The 17,385-nt window shown below is 65.7% G+C and carries 17 protein-coding genes and 1 other RNA gene; 10 read left to right on the forward strand and 8 right to left on the reverse strand.

Features of this window, described 5'->3' with window-relative positions:
• Nucleotides 1-14 precede the first annotated feature (14 nt).
• Nucleotides 15-1,181: a succinyl-diaminopimelate desuccinylase gene (gene dapE, locus ACVIHF_RS32210; protein WP_456793126.1), complete on the forward strand. Its 1,167-nt coding sequence runs from the start codon at nucleotides 15-17 to the stop codon at nucleotides 1,179-1,181.
• 296 nt (nucleotides 1,182-1,477) lie between these two features.
• Nucleotides 1,478-2,824 (forward strand): IS5 family transposase, encoded by a 1,347-nt coding sequence (locus ACVIHF_RS32215; protein WP_456793127.1) that lies wholly within the window; start codon nucleotides 1,478-1,480, stop codon nucleotides 2,822-2,824.
• Nucleotides 2,825-2,963: 139 nt separating this feature from the next.
• Here the strand turns inward: ACVIHF_RS32215 and truA are convergent, their stop codons facing one another.
• The 3 genes from truA to def all read right to left on the reverse strand — a co-directional run bounded on the left by truA (nucleotide 2,964) and on the right by def (nucleotide 5,314).
• Nucleotides 2,964-3,701 (reverse strand): tRNA pseudouridine(38-40) synthase TruA, encoded by a 738-nt coding sequence (gene truA / locus ACVIHF_RS32220; protein WP_253606257.1) that lies wholly within the window; start codon nucleotides 3,699-3,701, stop codon nucleotides 2,964-2,966.
• Nucleotides 3,701-4,636 carry a methionyl-tRNA formyltransferase gene (fmt, locus tag ACVIHF_RS32225; RefSeq protein WP_253606256.1) on the reverse strand — a complete coding sequence of 312 codons (936 nt, stop codon included), beginning with the start codon at nucleotides 4,634-4,636 and terminating at the stop codon, nucleotides 3,701-3,703. Before fmt ends, truA begins: the two co-directional genes overlap by 1 nt.
• Before the next feature lie 150 nt (nucleotides 4,637-4,786).
• The gene (def, locus tag ACVIHF_RS32230; protein WP_038385628.1) at nucleotides 4,787-5,314 is read right to left on the reverse strand and encodes a peptide deformylase; all 528 of its coding nucleotides are present in this window, start codon (nucleotides 5,312-5,314) and stop codon (nucleotides 4,787-4,789) included.
• 170 nt (nucleotides 5,315-5,484) lie between these two features.
• Between def and ACVIHF_RS32235 the strand changes: the two genes are divergently transcribed.
• Together ACVIHF_RS32235 and ACVIHF_RS32240 are read left to right on the forward strand one after the other, a co-directional pair.
• A complete protein-coding gene (locus tag ACVIHF_RS32235; protein WP_225649462.1) occupies nucleotides 5,485-6,705 on the forward strand; it encodes a DNA recombination protein RmuC in 1,221 nt (406 codons plus the stop codon).
• Nucleotides 6,706-6,900: 195 nt separating this feature from the next.
• Nucleotides 6,901-8,271 carry an AmpG family muropeptide MFS transporter gene (locus ACVIHF_RS32240; protein WP_229192583.1) on the forward strand — a complete coding sequence of 457 codons (1,371 nt, stop codon included), beginning with the start codon at nucleotides 6,901-6,903 and terminating at the stop codon, nucleotides 8,269-8,271.
• 423 nt (nucleotides 8,272-8,694) lie between these two features.
• On the opposite strand, the gene ACVIHF_RS32245 is transcribed toward ACVIHF_RS32240, so the two are convergent.
• From ACVIHF_RS32245 to ffs, 5 genes are all read right to left on the reverse strand, one after another.
• Complete coding sequence (locus ACVIHF_RS32245; protein WP_456793128.1) at nucleotides 8,695-9,138, reverse strand: hypothetical protein; 444 nt, start codon at nucleotides 9,136-9,138, stop codon at nucleotides 8,695-8,697.
• A 147-nt stretch (nucleotides 9,139-9,285) separates the two neighbouring features.
• Nucleotides 9,286-9,891: a recombination mediator RecR gene (gene recR / locus ACVIHF_RS32250; RefSeq protein WP_028335942.1), complete on the reverse strand. Its 606-nt coding sequence runs from the start codon at nucleotides 9,889-9,891 to the stop codon at nucleotides 9,286-9,288.
• Nucleotides 9,892-10,212, reverse strand: coding sequence for a YbaB/EbfC family nucleoid-associated protein (locus ACVIHF_RS32255; RefSeq protein WP_028335943.1), 321 nt, complete (start codon nucleotides 10,210-10,212; stop codon nucleotides 9,892-9,894).
• Between the two features lie 23 nt (nucleotides 10,213-10,235).
• Nucleotides 10,236-12,089 carry a DNA polymerase III subunit gamma/tau gene (locus ACVIHF_RS32260; protein WP_456793129.1) on the reverse strand — a complete coding sequence of 618 codons (1,854 nt, stop codon included), beginning with the start codon at nucleotides 12,087-12,089 and terminating at the stop codon, nucleotides 10,236-10,238.
• 111 nt (nucleotides 12,090-12,200) lie between these two features.
• Nucleotides 12,201-12,297: signal recognition particle sRNA small type (gene ffs / locus ACVIHF_RS32265), an RNA gene on the reverse strand.
• 111 nt (nucleotides 12,298-12,408) lie between these two features.
• On the opposite strand from ffs, the gene ACVIHF_RS32270 reads away from it, so the two are divergent.
• The 6 genes from ACVIHF_RS32270 (at nucleotide 12,409) to ACVIHF_RS32295 (ending at nucleotide 17,308) form a co-directional block, all read left to right on the forward strand.
• Nucleotides 12,409-12,828: an HIT domain-containing protein gene (locus ACVIHF_RS32270; RefSeq protein WP_016848078.1), complete on the forward strand. Its 420-nt coding sequence runs from the start codon at nucleotides 12,409-12,411 to the stop codon at nucleotides 12,826-12,828.
• A 7-nt stretch (nucleotides 12,829-12,835) separates the two neighbouring features.
• Nucleotides 12,836-13,786 carry an NAD(+) diphosphatase gene (gene nudC, locus ACVIHF_RS32275; protein WP_076834914.1) on the forward strand — a complete coding sequence of 317 codons (951 nt, stop codon included), beginning with the start codon at nucleotides 12,836-12,838 and terminating at the stop codon, nucleotides 13,784-13,786.
• A 78-nt stretch (nucleotides 13,787-13,864) separates the two neighbouring features.
• Nucleotides 13,865-14,812 carry a sugar kinase gene (locus ACVIHF_RS32280; RefSeq protein ID WP_456793130.1) on the forward strand — a complete coding sequence of 316 codons (948 nt, stop codon included), beginning with the start codon at nucleotides 13,865-13,867 and terminating at the stop codon, nucleotides 14,810-14,812.
• A 76-nt stretch (nucleotides 14,813-14,888) separates the two neighbouring features.
• A complete protein-coding gene (locus ACVIHF_RS32285; RefSeq protein WP_016848075.1) occupies nucleotides 14,889-15,389 on the forward strand; it encodes an Lrp/AsnC family transcriptional regulator in 501 nt (166 codons plus the stop codon).
• A gap of 160 nt (nucleotides 15,390-15,549) precedes the next feature.
• Entirely contained in the window at nucleotides 15,550-15,861 is a 312-nt protein-coding gene (locus ACVIHF_RS32290; RefSeq protein ID WP_253606251.1) for a hypothetical protein, read from the forward strand.
• On the forward strand, nucleotides 15,842-17,308 hold the full coding sequence (locus ACVIHF_RS32295) for a methyl-accepting chemotaxis protein (protein ID WP_253606249.1): 1,467 nt from the start codon (nucleotides 15,842-15,844) through the stop codon (nucleotides 17,306-17,308). Before ACVIHF_RS32290 ends, ACVIHF_RS32295 begins: the two co-directional genes overlap by 20 nt.
• Nucleotides 17,309-17,385: the final 77 nt, after the last annotated feature.

Below are 17,385 nucleotides of genomic sequence, written 5' to 3' on the forward strand. Positions count from 1 at the left end.
GTTAAGCGAGGCGCATGAGTGATGCCGTCTCGATTACCCGCGATCTCGTTCGCTGCCCCTCCGTCACCCCGGCCGACGCCGGCGCGCTTGGCGTTCTCGAAAACCTGCTGAAAGCCGCAGGCTTCGAAGTCCACCGCGTGACCTTCTCCGAGCCCGGCACCGCCGATATCGACAACCTCTATGCGCGCATCGGCACCTCGGCGCCGCATATCACCTTCGCCGGCCACACCGACGTGGTGCCGCCCGGCGATGAAGCCGCGTGGACGCTCGGCGCGTTCTCCGGCGAGGTGAAGGACGGTTATCTCTATGGCCGCGGCGCCGTCGACATGAAGGGCGGCATCGCCTGCAGCGTCGCCGCTGTGCTGCAATATCTCGGCGACCATGACGGCAAGCCACAAGAGAATGGCAACGGCTCGATCTCCTTCCTGATCACCGGCGATGAGGAAGACGTCTCGATCAACGGCACCGTCAAGCTGTTGAAATGGTGCGCCGAGCGCGGCGAGACATTCGATCATTGCGTGCTCGGCGAGCCTTCGAATGTCGAAGTGCTGGGCGACATGATCAAGATCGGGCGGCGCGGCTCGCAATCCGGCACGCTGGTCGTCGACGGCGTGCAGGGCCACGTCGCCTATCCGCACCGCGCCTCGAACCCGGTGCCGGATATCTCGCGGCTGATCGTGGCGCTGAGCGACGAGCCGCTCGATCACGGCAGCGCGCAGTTCCAGGCCAGCAACCTCGAATTCACCACCGTCGATGTCGGCAACACCGCGAGCAACGTGATCCCCGGCCAGGCACGGGCGAAATTCAACATCCGCTACAACGACAACCACACCCAGGAGAGCCTGCGGCAGCTGGTTGATGCGCGGCTGGCGAAAGCCTGCGGCAATCGGATCCGCGCCCATATCGATTGGCAACCGTCGAACTCGAACGTGTTCGTCACCCAGCCCGGCCCGTTCACCGACCTCGCGGTCGCCGCGATCGAGGAGATCACCGGCCGCAGGCCGGAGCTATCGACCTCCGGCGGCACCTCGGACGCGCGCTTCATCTCGAGCTATTGCCCGGTGATCGAGTTCGGCCTGGTCGGCCAGACCATGCACCAGGTCGACGAGCGCACGCCGGTGGCCGATCTGGAGAAGCTGACGAAGATCTATCGCGGCGTGCTGGAGCGGTATTTCGGGTAGGCCAGCCGCCCGGCTGGGCAAAAACATCGAAAACAACCCCATGCACAGTAGGGATTGGGGCTACGAGTCATCCACCTGCACCAGATACAGCGTGGTATTTCGGGTAGGCTCACATCCGTAGGATGGGTAGTCGGCTGTGAACAAGCCTGTAAGCGATTGAGCGGGAGTCTGTTTTTGGGATTTGACGTCGTTTGAGATTGCAGGGATTTGAGGCTTGGGCGCCGCAAACCTTGCAATTTCGTTTTGTGGATTCCTCTCCGTTGTGAACCGTGCTTCTGTGGCGCATCGGAGGGACGATGCGACCGAAGAAGCACAAGACGACGGGATCGAACGATCTGTTCCGGGCACGGCTGGACCAGATCATCAACATGAAGCACGAGCTTGTTCTGCTAGCCGGCAAGATCGACTGGGAATGGATCGACGCCGAGATCGCCCCGCTCTACAGCGAGAACGGCAGGCCGGGGATCGAGACCCGCTTCATGATCGGGCTGCTGTTGCTCAAGCACATTTACGGGCTGTCCGATGAGGGAGTGTGCGAGCGCTGGGTCCACGATCCGTACTTCCAGTTCTTTACCGGCGAAGAGTTTTTCCAGCATGTTTTCCCGCACGAGCGCTCGGACCTGAGCCATTGGCGCAAGCGGCTCGGCGACAAGCTGGAGCGGTTGTTGGCCGAGAGCCTTCGGGTGGCGCACGAGACCGGTGCGTTACGCAGCCAGGACCTCAAGCGGGTCACGGTCGACACCACAGTGCAACCGAAGGCGATCAGCTTCCCGACCGACGCTAAACTGCTGCATGCCGCGATCCGGGGGCTGAACCGCCTGGCGAGGAAGCACGGGGTCAGGCTGCGGCAATCCTATTCTCGCGTGGCCAAAGCCGCGGCGATGATGGCGGGCCGTTACGCTCATGCCAAACAGTTCAACCGGCACCAGCGACAGCTGCGCATCCTGCGCAGCCGGCTGGGCCGGATCATCCGCGACATCCGCCGCAAGATCGAGGGCCAGCCGGCACTGGAGGAGGCGTTCGCCCTCCCGCTTGGCCGGGCCACGCAGATCCGCTCGCAGCAGCAGCGCCAGCGCGGCTGGAAGCTGTATTCCTTCCATGCCCCGGAGGTGGAGTGCATCGGCAAGGGCAAAGCGGCCGCGCCTTACGAGTTCGGGGTGAAGGCCTCCATCGTCACCAACAATCGCCGGGCTCCCGGCGGCCTGTTCGTGCTGCACGCCAAGTCGTTGCCCGACAACCCGTACGACGGTCACACCTTGCGGGACGTTATTGACCGCACCGAGACACTCACCGGCTGCACGATCGAGCGGGCTTATGTCGACAAGGGCTACCGCGGCCACGACGCGCAAAATCCCCGCCGCGTCTTCATCTCCGGCCAGAAGCGCGGCATCTTCGGCGCCATCAAGCGCGAGCTGCGCCGCCGCTCCGCCATCGAACCTATCATCGGACATCTCAAAGCCGAAGGACACCTCGGCCGGTGCTACCTCAAAGGACGCGCCGGCGATGCCGCCAACGTCGTCCTCTCAGCCGTCGGCCACAACTTCCGTCGCATCCTCGCCTGGTTCAGAGAACTTTTGTGCCTGTTGCTGATCTCGCTATGGCGCACACTCAATTGTCCAGCTCGGCTTAATCCGGCTTCTTAACGACCGACTGGGTAGAGCGCAGCGAAACCCATCATGGGCGCCGCGGATTCGAAGTGATGGGTTTCGCGGGGTTTATCATCGGGCCGCGCGTTGCGCGGACTCGTTGGCTCCACCCATCCTACAAGATCATTCACACCGCCTAGTAGTCCACCCGCATCAGATAGAGCCCGTCCGGCGGCGCCACGGGGCCGCAGGCGGCGCGGTTGCGGGCGGCGAGCGCACCGGCAAGATCGTCGGCGCTCCAGCGACCCTCGCCGACCCACACCAGCGAGCCCACCATCGAACGCACCTGGCTGTGCAGGAACGAGCGCGCCGACGTCACGATGTTGACGGCGGCGCCCTCGCGGGTGACGTCGAGCTGATCGAGCGTCTTCTCCGGCGACTTGGCCTGGCACTCGGTGTCGCGGAAGGTGGTGAAATCGTGCTTGCCGAGCAGGCGCTGCGCGGCGGCGTGCATCGCGTCAGCATCGAGCGCGCGCGGCACGCGCCAGACCCGGCCGATGTCGAGCGCGAGGTTCGCGCGGGTGTTGGTGATGCGATAGAGATAGTGCCGCCTGGTCGCCGAGAACCGCGCCTCGAAATCGTCGGGCACGATGTCAGCTGCGAGCACGCCGATCGGATTGGGCCGCAGATGCGCGTTCAGCCCGTCGCGGAAGCGGCCGGGCGGAAAATGCTTGGCGATGTCGCAATGCGCGACCTGGCCGCGCGCATGCACGCCGGCATCGGTACGCCCGGCGCCATGGACGCGCACGTCCTCGCCGCAGATCGCCTTGACCGCCGTCTCCAGCGCGCCCTGCACGGTCGGCGCGGTGTCCTGGATCTGCCAGCCGGAGAACGGCGTGCCGTCATACTCGATGGTGAGCTTGTAGCGCGGCATCAGCTGAGCCGCGCAGGCGGCTTCAGCGGCGTGCCGCGCAAGAAGTCCGCCGCCTTCATCGGCGCCTTGCCGGCGCGCTGCAGTTCGAGGATCCGGATCGCGCCGTCGCCGCAGGCGATCGCGAAATTGTCGTCGAGCACAGCGCCCGGTGCGCCCGAGCCTTTCGCCTGCTCGCAGCGCAGGATTTTCAGCCGCACCGGCTCGCCTTCGCCGGCAAGCTCGCACCAGGCGCCGGGAAACGGCGAGAGCCCGTGAATGTGCCGCAGCACCATATGCGCCGGCTGTGTCCAGTCGATCCGCGCCTCGGCCTTCTCGATCTTGGCCGCATAGGTGACGCCGTCCGCGCTCTGCTTCGTCAGTTGCAAGCCGCCGCGCCCGAGCGCCGCCATCGCGCGCACCATCAGGTCGGCACCGAGCGGCGCCAGCGCGTCGTGCAGATCGGATGCCGTCATGCTGTCCGTGATCGGCAACCGCTCGGCCATCGCGACGTCGCCGGTGTCGAGGCCGACATCCATCTTCATCACCATCACGCCGCTCTCGGCATCGCCCGCCATGATGGCGCGGTTGATCGGTGCGGCGCCGCGCCAGCGCGGCAAGAGCGACGCATGCAGGTTGAAGCAGCCGAGCTTCGGCGCGTCGAGAATGGCCTGCGGCAGGATCATGCCATAGGCGACGACGACGGCGGCGTCTGCGTCATGCGCGCGAAACTCCTCGAGTGCTTCCGGCGTTTTGAGGGTCTTCGGCGTCAGCACGGGAATGCCGAGGCGGCGCGCCTCCTGCTCGACCGGCGTCGGCTCCAGCTGCAGGCCGCGTCGCCCGCCCGGCTTCGGCGCGCGGGTGTAGACCGCCACGACCTCATGGCCATGGGCCACGAGCTCCAGCAGCGTCGGCACCGCGAAATCGGGCGTGCCCATGAAGATCAGGCGGAGAGGCATTAGACAGGCTCGGTAGCAGTTGGAGTGCTTAAGCGCGAAGCGCGTCTTCGCACAAGAAGCCCCGGGCATCCACGTTTTCGGCGACAGCGAAGCAAGACGTGGATGGCCGGGTCAAGCCCGGCCATGACGCGTCCGGGAAAGCGACCGCGCCTACTCCGCCGCGCGCTTGGCGGCCTTCTCGAATTTCTTGAACACGCGGTCGCGCTTCAGTTTCGACAGATAATCCACGAACAGCACGCCGTTGAGATGATCGATTTCGTGCTGGATGCAGGTGGCGTAGAGCCCTTCCGCATCCTCCTCATGCACCGTGCCGTCGAGATCGGTGAATCGCACGCGCACCCGCGCCGGCCGCTCGACCTCCTCGTAATATTCGGGGATCGACAGGCAGCCCTCTTCGTACACCGACAGTTCTTCCGAACGCGCAATGATCTCCGGATTGATGAAGACGCGCGGCTTCGCCGTGGTCTCGCCGTTCTCGTCGCGCTTGGCGAGGTCCATGGTGATCAGCCGCAGCGGCTGCGCGACCTGGATCGCCGCGAGCCCAATGCCGGGCGCGTCATACATGGTCTCGAGCATGTCGTCGGCCAGCTTGCGGATCTCCGGCGTCACCTTCTCGATCGGTTTCGACACCAGCCGCAACTGCTTGTCCGGCAGGATGATGATTTCTCTTAATGCCATGGCGGCGATTTAAGCTGCTGACTTCATGGGGTCAATGCGCTCAGGAACCCGTTAGGACAACGTTAACCACGTTTCTTCACCCCGCATTAACCGTGAAAATCAGGAATGCATTTACCATAAGCGTTCCCTCTTCGTTCGCACCTGGCCGCGAATCGGCTACAACTGCCGGCATGAACGAGATTCTCCTCACGATTGGCGACCTTCCCGTCCGTGTCTCCGACGCATTGATCGGCCTTGGGGCGCTGGCGCTGATCCTGCTGTTCGCCATTGCGGTGGTGATCGCACGCGCCAGCCGGCGCGGCGCGGAACTCGCAATGGCCCAGGCCATCCGCGCCGAAGAGCTGGAGGAGCGCCTCGCCGACATGCTGCGGGCCCAGAGCGAATCCTCCGGGCGGGTCGATGCCAAGGTTGATACTATGGCGCAGGCGCTGGCCGGCCGCCAGGCCGAGATGGCCCGGGCCGTCAACGAGCGGCTCGATTCGGTGACCCACCGGGTCGGCCAGTCGATGGAGCAATCGACCCGCAACACGATGGATTCGCTGCGCGTGCTGCATGAGCGGCTCGGCATCATCGACCACGCGCACAAGAACCTCAACGAACTCACCACCCAGGTGACGACGCTGCGCGACGTGCTCGCCAACAAGCAATCGCGCGGCGCCTTCGGCCAGGCGCGGATGGAGGCGATCGTCCAGGACGGCATGCCGAAGGGCTCGTTCGAGTTCCAGTACACGCTGACGTCGGGCAAGCGGCCGGACTGCGTGGTGTTTCTGCCCGACCAGCGCCCGCTCTGCATCGACGCGAAATTCCCGCTCGAGGCCATGACCGCGCTGCACGATGCGCGCAGCGACGAGGAGCGAAAATTCGCCAGCCAGCGGCTGCGCGCCGACGTGCTGAAGCATGTCAGCGACATCGCGGAGAAGTACCTGATCCCGGGCGAGACCCAGGACACCGCGCTGATGTTCGTGCCGTCGGAATCGGTCTATGCCGAGATCCATGACGGCTTCGACGACGTGATCCAGAAGGCCTATCGCGCCCGCGTCGTGCTGGTGTCGCCGTCGCTCTTGATGCTGGCGATCCAGGTGATGCAGCAGATCCTGAAGGACGCCCGCATTCGCGATGCCGCCGACCAGATCCGCAACGAGGTGATGCATCTCGGCGACGACCTCGGCCGCCTGCGCGATCGCGTGCTCAAGCTGCAGACCCATTTCGGCCAGGTAAACGAGGACGTCAGGCAGATCCTGATCTCCGCCGACAAGATCGAGAAGCGCGCCGGCCGCATCGAGGAACTCGACTTCAGCAAGTCCGAGACCCCGATCGAGGTCCCCCGTTTCGTCAAGCCCAGCACGTCCGACCTGTTCCCCGCCCCGCGCAAGCTGCAGGCGGGGGAGTAGCCTCGAAGTCACCTCGCCCCGCTTGCGGGGAGAGGTCGAAATTCGCGCTTCGCGCGAATTTCGGGTGAGGGGGAGCTTCCGCACATTGCACCCGTCATAATTCGCTGAGAAAGCCCCTCACCCCAACCCTCTCCCCGCGATAGAGCGGGGAGAGGGAGCCAAGGCAGCCGCGGTCGAATCTGCTAACAGAGGGGCATGACCGCGCCCGAAGTGACCGCGACCCAATCGGAAAAGAATCCCCCCGCCGCCACCTCCTGGCGCGACAGTTTTGCGGTGTACCTGCAGCCGCGGGTGCTGATCGTGCTGCTGCTGGGCTTCTCCTCGGGGCTGCCGCTGGCGCTGTCGGGCTCGACGCTGCAGGTCTGGATGAAGGAGGCCGGGGTCGATCTCGGCACCATCGGGCTGCTGGCGCTGATCGGCACGCCCTACACGCTGAAATTCCTCTGGGCGCCGCTGGTCGACGCGCTGCACGTGCCGCTGTTCACGCAGATGTTCGGCCGCCGCCGCGGCTGGCTGCTGTTCTCGCAGCTGCTCTTGATCGCGGCGATCCTGGTGCTGGCGATGGCCGATCCGGCGCGATCGCCATGGTTCGCGGCCTTTGCCGCGCTGCTGGTCGCAACCGCCTCGTCGACGCAGGACATCGTGGTCGATGCCTTCCGCGTCGAAAGCCTGCCCGAAAGCGAGCAGGCCGCCGGCATGGCGTCCTATGTCGCGGCCTATCGCGTCGGCATGCTGGTCTCGACCGCCGGCGCGCTGTTCATCGTCAGCGGCTTCGAGTCCGCTGGCCTCGTGCGCCTGTCGGCGTGGATGTGGGGCTATGTGGTGATGGCCGCGCTGGTCGTGATCGGCATCGTCACCGCACTCGCGGCGACCGAGCCGACCCAATCGAAGGGCGCGGAAGCCGCCACGCATGCGCAAAACGCGGCCGAACGCGTGCTACACGCCGCGCTCGGCGCGTTCTCCGAGTTCCTCAGCCGCAAGGACGCCTTCGCGGCGCTCGCCTTTGTGGTGCTGTTCAAGTTCACCGACGCGTTTTCGGGCACCATGACCGCGCCGTTCGTGATCGACATCGGCTTTTCCAAGGTCGATTACGCGGCGATCGTGAAAGGCGTCGGCCTTGCCGCGACCCTGATCGGCGGCTTTGCCGGCGGCTTCGTGGCGCGGCGCTATTCGCTCGCGACTAGCCTCTGGATCGGCGGCGTGCTGCAGGCGGTCGCCAATCTCTCATTCTCCTGGCTCGCCCATGTCGGCGTCGATCAATGGGCGCTCGCGCTTGCGATCACCGCGGAGAATTTCACCAGCGCGATCGGCACCGTGATCTTTGTCGCCTATCTGTCGGCGCTGTGCCGCAATCCGCTGCACACCGCGACCCAGTATGCGCTGCTCACGGCGCTCGCGGCGGTCGGCCGGACCTATCTGTCGTCGGGCGCGGGCTATGTGGCCAAGGCCGTCGGCTGGCAGATGTTCTTCGTGATCTGCGTGCTGGTCGCGATCCCGAGCCTGATCCTGCTCGCCTGGCTGCAGCGGCGCGGGCATTTCGACGAGTTGGGGCCGGTGCGGGTTTAGCCCAGCCGCCGTAGCCCGGATGGAGCCAACGGGTCGCGCGAACGCGCGCCCGATGACAGGCTCCGCGCAATCCGGGAAATCTCTCGACCGGCACGACCGTCCCGGATTTCGCTTGGCTCCATCCGGGCTACAGGCTGCCATCACCCGGCTCGACCGGGTGATCCAGTATTCCAGAGGCGTTCGTAATTCAGCGGAGAAGCCGCGGAACCACTCTCTCCGCGCGTCGTCCTGGCGAAGGCCAGGACCCATTACCCCAAATGCGAATTGTTGCGCGATCTCGGGGCCACGATCCATCCGACAAGCAAGGCCGGTGGTTATGGATCCTGGCCTTCGCCAGGACGACGATGAGGATGGATCGCAACTCAAGAAACAGCGCGGTGTCGTTACCCGCGCATCCGGACGATGACACCGCAATTGAGGCAGCTACTTCGCCACTACGCTCCACTTGGTGACGATGGCTTCGCTCATCTCGCCGGCGTCCTTGGCGCAGGCGACCTCATCGACCTTCACCGAGATTTCCTTGCCGGAGAGGCTTTTCAGCTGCGCGGCCTGGGCGTCGTTGGTCGGAATCAGCTGGAAGGTTTCCGGCCCGGTCTCGAGATTGCACAGACCGTTCGGCGGCGGCAGGCGGCGCGGCTCGCTGGTGATCTGGTAGGTCGCGACGCGCTTGCCGCGGTTCTTGGCGTCGCGCACCTTCATGACGCCGAGCTCTCCCGACAGCACGTCGCCGGCCCGGATCATCTTGCCGGGCTTCTGCGGCGCGTCGGCCTGTTGCGCGAGCGCACAAGGCGCGGCGAACGTTGCCGCCAGAAGCGCAAAGCCCAAACGTACGCCGAACAAGCGTACGCCGAATCGGTGTGCCGTCATTGTCAGTGGTTCCGTATCTTGATTCGTCAGAGCGTGAATGACCGTCCCCGAATCGGCATCCACCCTACCATTTTGTTTCGGTGCGATCTTTTCGGATTGTGACCGATCGCTTGGCGCCTGACGCGTGCTCGGCGCCAGCATCGCGCGCTAGAACAGCGTCCGCTGCCGCATGGCTGCAGATAGCGTACCTTCATCGAGGTAATCAAGCTCTCCGCCGACCGGCACGCCATGCGCCAGCCGCGTCACCCGCACATTGGCCTCCGACAACAGGTCGGTGATGTAATGCGCGGTGGTCTGGCCATCGACGGTCGCATTGAGCGCCAAAATGATCTCGCTGACCTCGGGCGCATGCGCACGCGCCACCAGCTGATCGATGGTGAGATCCTGTGGACCGACGCCGTCGAGCGGCGACAGCGTCGCGCCGAGCACGTGATAGCGGCCATTGGTCGCATTGGCGCGTTCCAGCGCCCAGAGGTCGGCGACGTCCGCGACCACGACGATGATCGAGGGATCGCGGCGCGGATCCGTGCACACGGTGCAGGGGTTTTGTGTATCGATGTTTCCGCAGGTCTTGCAGACCTGGATCTTGTCGATCGCGACCTGCAGCGCCGCGGTCAGCGGCGTCATCAGGGCTTCGCGCTTCTTGATCAGATGCAGCGCCGCGCGCCGCGCCGAACGGGGCCCGAGCCCGGGCAGCCGCGCCAGCAACTGGATCAGGCGTTCAATCTCGGGGCCGGCAACGCTTGCAGCCATTTAAGTCGGACCGAATCCCGGCGGCAGGCCGAGCCCGCCGGTCAGCGCCATCATCTTCTCCTGCATCGCGGTCTCGGCCTTGCGGCGTGCATCGCCATGCGCGGTGACCAGGAGATCCTCGAGCACCTCGCGTTCCTCCGGCTTCATCAGCGACGGATCGATCTTGATGCCCTTCACTTCCATCTTGGCGGTCATGCGCACCGTGACCAGGCCGCCGCCGGAGATGCCTTCGACCTCGACATTGCCGAGCTGTTCCTGCATCTCCTGCATCTTGGATTGCAGCTGCGCTGCCTGCTTCATCATGCCGAGAAAATCAGCCATGCGTGCGTCCCTGTAGCCAAATATCAATCGTCGTCGCTGTCGGAAGTTTCAATCGGGTCTTCGCCGGTGGCATCCGAAACCGGAACCTCGGCGGCAAGGCGGCGAACCTCGACCACCTTGGTGCCGGGGAAGCGCGCCAGCACCTCCTGCACGCGCGGATCGGCCTCGGCGGCGCGCTGGTGCTCGCTGCGCGCCAGTTCGTTCTGCGAGCGCACCGTGGGCTGGCCGGCCTCGTTGGAGATGATCACGGTCCAGCGCCGCCCGGTCCATAGTTCGAGCTTGCGCGACAGATCGGTGACCAGCGCGCGCTGCGCCTTCGGCTCGAGGGCGATCTCGAGTTGGCCGTCCTCGATGCGCACCAGCCGCACATCGGCCTCCAGCGCACTCTTCATCATGATGTCGCGCTTCTCGCCGGCGAGCGCGATCAATTGCGGAAAGCTTGATATCCGCAGCGCCGGCGCGGCATCGGCGGCCGGCGCTGCCATCTGCGGACGCGCGGCGAGATCGCCGCGCGGCGCGGCCTGCGGCGTGCGCACCGGCGCCGACGGCATGGCCGACATCGCCGAGCTCGGTGCGCTGCGTGACGGTGACGACGCGGCGGAACCCGACGTCGCGGGCGCCGCGCCGCCGCCATTCTGCTCGATCATCCGGATCGCCTCATCCGGCGTCGGCAGATCGGCGACATAGGCGATCCGCACCAGCACCATCTCGGCCGCGGCGGCCGGGCGCGTCGCGGTCTGCACCTCGGCGATGCCCTTGAGCAGCATCTGCCACATCCGCGACAGCACCCGCATCGACAGCTTGGCGGCGAACTCGCGCGCCCGCACCCGCTCGGTCTCGCCGAACGCAACATTGTCGGCCGTCCCCGGCACGAACTTCACGCGGGTGACGAAATTGACGAACTCGGCAAGGTCGGACAGCACCACGACCGGATCGGCGCCGACGTCATATTGCGCGCGGAATTCGGCGAAGGCGGCGGCGATATCGCCGCGCGCCAGCTGTTCGAACAGATCGATCACGCGGGTGCGGTCGGCGAGGCCGAGCATCTGCCTGACCGCGTCGGCCTTCACATTGCCGGCGGCATGCGCAATCGCCTGGTCGAACAGCGACAGCGAGTCGCGCACCGATCCCTCGGCCGCGCGCGCGATGATGCCGAGCGCCTCGGGCTCGACCTCGACGCCTTCCTTGGTCGCGATATTGCCGAGATGCTTCATCAGCACGTCGGCTTCGACGCGGCGCAGGTCGAAGCGCTGGCAGCGCGACAGCACCGTGATCGGAACCTTGCGGATTTCGGTGGTGGCGAACACGAACTTGGCGTGCTCCGGCGGCTCCTCCAGCGTCTTCAGGAAGGCGTTGAAGGCCGCCGTCGACAGCATGTGGACTTCGTCGATGATGTAGACCTTGTAGCGTGCGCTGGCCGGCGCGTAGCGCACGCTGTCATTGATCTGGCGGACATCGTCGACGCCGGTGTGGGAGGCGGCGTCCATCTCCAGCACGTCCATGTGCCGGCTTTCCATGATCGCCTGGCAGTGGATGCCGAGGTCCGGCATGTGGATGGTCGGCCCCTGCACCGAGCCGTCCGGCTTGGCGTAGTTCAAGGCGCGAGCGAGGATGCGCGCGGTGGTGGTCTTGCCGACCCCGCGGACGCCGGTGAGAATCCAGGCCTGCGGAATTCGCCCGGTCTCGAACGCGTTCGAGACCGTGCGCACCATAGCCTCCTGGCCGATCAGGTCCTCGAAGCTGGAGGGGCGGTATTTGCGAGCAAGAACGCGGTAGGGTTTTGCGGCGTCCGGCGCGCCGCCGAGATCGAAACCGCCGTCAAGGCTCCCTTTGCCTGCGCCGTCGGACGGATGGGAGGGGTCGCCAGCGTCATTCATGCATCGATCCGCAACTTGGGAATTGTCTCTTCAGCCGGCGTGCGGATAGGAGCCAAAATCGAGCGCCGGGCGCGGAGACCGCCATTCCAGCGCGATTCGCTCGAAAAACAGGTAGGAGACTGACGAGCGACCCGATCCGGACCTCGTTAGGGCTGCTTCCTTCCGGACCTGACCCGGTTGGCGAGTGGCTCGTCCACCGCCAATCTCCCGATCCCTATTTGGGGCCAAAACCGCCGGAAAGCAAGCGGCCTGACCCGGCTTTGTAAGGCTGGCTTTGTGGGACTTGTCTGGGAACACGGAAAGGCATTATTTGCCCCCCATGTCCGCCTCCAATTGGTCGCTGCATTCGCAGCTCAAGAAAGACACCATCGACATCGGCGACCTGCCGCTGTGCAAGGTGCTCGTCATCAAGGATGCGCATTATCCGTGGCTGCTGCTGGTGCCGCGGCGCGACGGCGCGGTCGAGATCATCGACCTCGACGAGGTCGCGCAGGCGCAGCTGATGACGGAAATCACCCGCGTCTCCCGGGCCCTGAAAGAGGTCACCAAGTGCGACAAGCTGAATGTCGCCGCGCTCGGCAACCTCGTCCCGCAGCTGCACGTCCACGTCATCGCGCGCCGCACCAGCGACGCTGCATGGCCGCGTCCCGTTTGGGGCGTGATGCCGCCGCTGGCGCATGACGCCGAGGAAGTGCAGAATTTCATCAGCGCGCTTCGCCGCAAGATCTGGTTGGGTTGAACATTCAATGTCTGCATTCGATTCATTTCCGCTCGGCCAGCCGGCCTTCGTCACCCACGTGCTGGACCGCGCCGCGCATCTGCGCACCAACGACGAGAAGCTGTTCGCGCTGGAGGGCCACCGCGAAGCTAGAGCCTATGTGATCTATCGCGACTCGCTGGTCGTGAAGCAGGAGGATGGCGGGGCCCGCGCACTGCTTTCGCTGGAGGAAGCCCGCAGCTACGGCGCCAATCCCGGCACGATCTTCCTCGGGCTGCGCGACGCCGCGCCGATCTTCGGCATGGGGATCGCGCCGCAGGCGGCCGAGAAGCTGGTCGGACGCGCCGACGTCGCGATCACCGAATTGCGCGGCATGGCGATGCAGGGGGTGGTGCCGCCCGAGCAGCTCTCGGCCATCGCGATGGCGAAATCGATGGTGACCTGGCATCAGCGCCACGGCTTCTGCGCGAACTGCGGCACCCGCACGGCGATGAAGGACGGCGGCTGGAAGCGCGAATGCCCGAGCTGCAAGGCCGAGCACTTTCCGCGCACCGACCCGGTGGTGATCATGCTGGTCACGTATGGCGATAAGGTGCTGCTGGGACGGCAGAAGCAGTTCATGCCCGGCATGTATTCCTGCCTCGCCGGGTTCGTGGAAGCCGCGGAGACCATCGAGGACGCCGTGCGGCGCGAGATTTTCGAGGAGTCCGGCATCCGCTGCACCGACGTCAATTACTACATGACGCAGCCCTGGCCCTATCCGTCATCGCTGATGATCGGCTGCACCGCGCGCGCGACCAACGAGGACATCGTGGTCGACCGCACCGAGCTGGAAGATGCGCGCTGGTTCGACCATGCCGAGGCGTCGCTGATGCTGAAGCGCCAGCATCCCGAAGGGCTCGCCGGCCCGCATCCGTTCGCGATTGCCCATCATCTGCTCGGCCGCTGGGTGCATCACCAGAACCCGTTGGACAAATAGCGGGAACCGGACATCGTTCTGCCGATTAAAGCTGGACACAGTTCTGGCAGTAACGGAACCATTGCGACGGATCCCCGCATGAATTTTCAGAACGGCGCCCCGAAAGTCCCGCCCCGCATCCTCTGCATCGGCCTGCCGGTGCGCGACCTGACCTTTCGCGTCAGCGTCCCGGCGCGCGGCTCCAAGGAGAATGCGACGCATTTCGACGAGATCTGCGGCGGCAATGCGCTGAACGCCGCCATCGGCATCGTCCGACTGGGCGGGCGCGCTTCGATCTGCGGACCGATGGGCGATTCGCAGGAGACCTCGAGCCGCTACATCTTCGACAAGCTCGCCCAGGAAGGCATCGAGACCAATCATCTGATCCACATGCCGAACCTGGTCACCCCGATCTCGGCGATCATGATCGACGACAGCGGCGAACGCACCATCGTCACCTTCCGCGATCCGGAACTCTGGAAGGTCAAGCTGCCGCCGACCGAGCTGTTGCTGGAGGATTGCGCGGCGATCCTGACCGAGAGCCGCTGCGCGCCGTTCTGCACCGAGCTTTGCGCCGAGGCGGTCAAGCGCGGCATCCCCGTGGTGGTCGACGTCGACCGCGCGATGTCGATGCGGGAGGGGCTGCTCACCGCCTCCTCCCATCTGGTGTTCTCCAGCGAGCCGCTGCAGGAGACCGCCGACGTCACCGACGACGGCCAGGCGCTGCACAAGCTCGCCAAGCTCACCCCCTCCTTCCTGGCCGGCACCCGCGGGCCGATGGGCACGATCTGGCTCAACGAGAACGGCGAGCCCGAGGAAACCCCGGCCTTCCCGGTCCATACCGTCGACACGCTCGGGGCCGGCGACGTCTTCCACGGGGCGTTCGCCCTCGCCATCACCGAGAAGCAGCCGCTGCGCGACGCACTCCGCTTCGCCTCGGCCGCTGCAGCGCTGAAATGCACCCGCTTCGGGGGTGCTTATGCCGCACCGCAACGTACTGAAGTTGAAGAGTTTTTGGGTCAGCACGCCGACGCCAGGCCGGCCTGAGCCGTCACGAATCGCTTGATTTGGAAGATTCTTCTCTATATGAGGGATATTGAACCTTCATATGGAACTTTCTTCTATGACCGATGTCGCCATTCAGCTTCATGACAACAGCCGCCGCCTCGATGCGATCGATCGCAAGATTCTGACCGTGTTGCAGGAGGATGCGTCGCTCTCCGTCGCCGAGATCGGCGACCGGGTCGGCCTGTCGTCGACGCCGTGCTGGAAGCGCATCCAGCGGCTGGAGGCCGACGGCGTGATCCTGCGCCGCGTGGCGCTGGTCGACCAGAACAAGATCGGCCTCGGGATTTCGGTGTTCGTCTCGGTCGAGAGCGCCGACCATTCGGAAGCCTGGCTGCGCAAATTCGCCGACGCCGTCAGCGCCATGCCCGAGGTGATGGAGTTCTACCGGATGGCCGGCGACGTCGACTACATGCTGCGCGTCGTGGTCGCGGACATGCAGGCCTACGACGTCTTCTACAAGAAGCTGATCAGTGCCGTGCCGCTGAAGAATGTCACCTCGCGCTTCGCGATGGAGAAGATCAAGTCGGTGACGGCGCTGCCGGTGCCCGCGGCGTAAGCGCAGCCGCACACCCCACACGACAGGTCGATACGCCCCCAGGTAGTTCGCCGGTTCGGCATTTACCTGAAGTTAGCGCCGGCAGCGGTATTCTGCTGCGATGGAGCCGGGGGAGATCATCCCAGCGAAACGACGGCCTGCCTGGCTGGGCGCGGCCGCATTGCTGATCGCGAGCTGGATCGCGGTCGCAACGCTGTCGTTGCAGGTGCGTGCGGGCAGCGATGTGGTGGCCGTGGCCTTTCCGCCATGGTGGCGCGCCGAGCGCGCGCTGCTGGCCGCCGCATCCGCCGATGCGTCGATCGTTCGGATGACCGCGATCCCGGCCCTGCTGGTGGTGCGGCCTGACCGCAATGGCGGGCTGGGCCGGCTGTACGAGGCCGGCGCCTTGCTGACCATGGATCCGCAGGCGATCGCCGGCTGCTTCGGGGCGGATGACGATCTGGGGGTTGGGGATGACCTTCGAAGGCGATGAAATGGCGGCCCTGCGCGAGACGGCCAGCAAGATCCTGCTCGTTGTGCTCTGGCTGCACGTTCCGATCGCGATCATCGTCGGCATGACGCTACACACCGACTGGCTGATGCCGGCCGGCTTCATGGTCGCGATGGCGCTGGCCGCGACGTTGTCGTGGCGCGTCTCGGGGAACGGCGTTTCAACCCGCCTGATCGTTGCCGTGGCCCTGATGGCCGGCGTGTCGATGCTGGTCTACCAGTTTGCCGGCCACCGCTGGCAGGTCGACATGCACATGTATTTCTTCGCCGCGCTGGCGTGCCTCGTCGCCTATTGCGACTATCGGCCGATCGTCGCCGGCACTTTGGCGGTTGCCCTGCACCACCTGACGCTGAATTTCATCCTGCCGGCTGCGATCTATCCCGGCGGCGCCGATTTCGGTCGCGTCGTTCTCCACGCCGTGATCCTGCTGATCGAGGCCGGCGTGCTGATCTGGCTCGCGCACACGCTTGCCGAACTGTTCAGGACGTCGGCGCTGAAGGCGGCGGAAGCCGAGGCCGCCGGTGCCGCCGAGGCGCGCGCCAATGCCGAGCGCATCGAGGCCGAACGCGCCAAGCAGGATCGCGATGCCGCGCGGCGCGAGCTCGCCGCCGGCTTCGAGCGCAAGATCGGCGAGGTCGTCGAGGCCGTCGCGGTGGCGGCGGGCGCGATGCAGGACCTGTCGGCAACGATGAACGGCAGCAACGCCGAAACCATCCGCCAGGCCACCGCCGCCGCCTCCGCATCGACGCTGGCCTCGAGCAATGTGGAAACCGTCGCGTCCGCGACCGAAGAGCTGACGGCCTCGATCAACAGCATCGCCGAGCAGGTGACGCGCTCGGCACGGATCGCCGCCAAGGCCGCCGACGAGGCACGCCGCACCAACAGCGTCGTCGAAGGCCTTGCCGCCGGCACGCAGAAGATCGGCGAGGTGGTGACGTTGATCCAGAGCATCGCCAGCCAGACCAATCTGCTCGCCCTGAACGCCACCATCGAAGCGGCGCGCGCCGGCGAGCATGGCCGCGGATTCGCCGTGGTCGCGAGCGAGGTCAAGGCACTGGCCAACCAGACCGCCAGGGCGACCGAGGAGATCTCGGCCCAGATCCAGGATATCCAGAGCGCGACCGGCGCGGCCGTCAGCGCGATCGGGACCATCGGGTCCACGATCGCGGAGATCGACCAGGTCTCCGGCGAGATCGCGGCCGCCGTCGATCAGCAGGGCGCGGCGACCCGCGAGATTTCCGGCAATTTGCAGCAGGCCGCCGATCGCACGCGGGATGTCAACAAGGGCATCCTCAACGTCAACCACGCCTCAGAGCAGGCCGGCAGCGCGACCGCACAACTGCTCGATGCGGCCAACGGCCTGTCGTCGCAATCGGAGTGGCTGAAGACCGAGCTGGACCGCTTCCTGGCCTCGCTGCGGGCGGCGTGAAGCTGCGGACACCGACCGTCGCACGCTGGCTTGACCCGCGTGCCCATCGATTTTCAAGAAAGCTTTTCCGAGATGGA

Source organism: Bradyrhizobium sp. USDA 4506, from assembly GCF_054058795.1.

What these genes read in the sequence shown, in the direction of transcription:
- ACVIHF_RS32235 (WP_225649462.1), top strand. Translation starts at nt 5,485, where the DNA reads ATGAACGAGATTCTCCTCACGATTGGCGACCTTCCCGTCCGTGTCTCC.
- ACVIHF_RS32240 (WP_229192583.1), top strand. Translation starts at nt 6,901, where the DNA reads ATGACCGCGCCCGAAGTGACCGCGACCCAATCGGAAAAGAATCCCCCC.
- fmt (WP_253606256.1), bottom strand. Translation starts at nt 4,636, where the DNA reads ATGCCTCTCCGCCTGATCTTCATGGGCACGCCCGATTTCGCGGTGCCG.
- ACVIHF_RS32215 (WP_456793127.1), top strand. Translation starts at nt 1,478, where the DNA reads ATGCGACCGAAGAAGCACAAGACGACGGGATCGAACGATCTGTTCCGG.
- ACVIHF_RS32295 (WP_253606249.1), top strand. Translation starts at nt 15,842, where the DNA reads ATGACCTTCGAAGGCGATGAAATGGCGGCCCTGCGCGAGACGGCCAGC.
- ACVIHF_RS32255 (WP_028335943.1), bottom strand. Translation starts at nt 10,212, where the DNA reads ATGGCTGATTTTCTCGGCATGATGAAGCAGGCAGCGCAGCTGCAATCC.
- dapE (WP_456793126.1), top strand. Translation starts at nt 15, where the DNA reads ATGAGTGATGCCGTCTCGATTACCCGCGATCTCGTTCGCTGCCCCTCC.
- ACVIHF_RS32245 (WP_456793128.1), bottom strand. Translation starts at nt 9,138, where the DNA reads ATGACGGCACACCGATTCGGCGTACGCTTGTTCGGCGTACGTTTGGGC.
- ACVIHF_RS32285 (WP_016848075.1), top strand. Translation starts at nt 14,889, where the DNA reads ATGACCGATGTCGCCATTCAGCTTCATGACAACAGCCGCCGCCTCGAT.
- truA (WP_253606257.1), bottom strand. Translation starts at nt 3,701, where the DNA reads ATGCCGCGCTACAAGCTCACCATCGAGTATGACGGCACGCCGTTCTCC.
- nudC (WP_076834914.1), top strand. Translation starts at nt 12,836, where the DNA reads ATGTCTGCATTCGATTCATTTCCGCTCGGCCAGCCGGCCTTCGTCACC.
- def (WP_038385628.1), bottom strand. Translation starts at nt 5,314, where the DNA reads ATGGCATTAAGAGAAATCATCATCCTGCCGGACAAGCAGTTGCGGCTG.
- ACVIHF_RS32260 (WP_456793129.1), bottom strand. Translation starts at nt 12,089, where the DNA reads ATGAATGACGCTGGCGACCCCTCCCATCCGTCCGACGGCGCAGGCAAA.
- ACVIHF_RS32270 (WP_016848078.1), top strand. Translation starts at nt 12,409, where the DNA reads ATGTCCGCCTCCAATTGGTCGCTGCATTCGCAGCTCAAGAAAGACACC.
- ACVIHF_RS32280 (WP_456793130.1), top strand. Translation starts at nt 13,865, where the DNA reads ATGAATTTTCAGAACGGCGCCCCGAAAGTCCCGCCCCGCATCCTCTGC.
- recR (WP_028335942.1), bottom strand. Translation starts at nt 9,891, where the DNA reads ATGGCTGCAAGCGTTGCCGGCCCCGAGATTGAACGCCTGATCCAGTTG.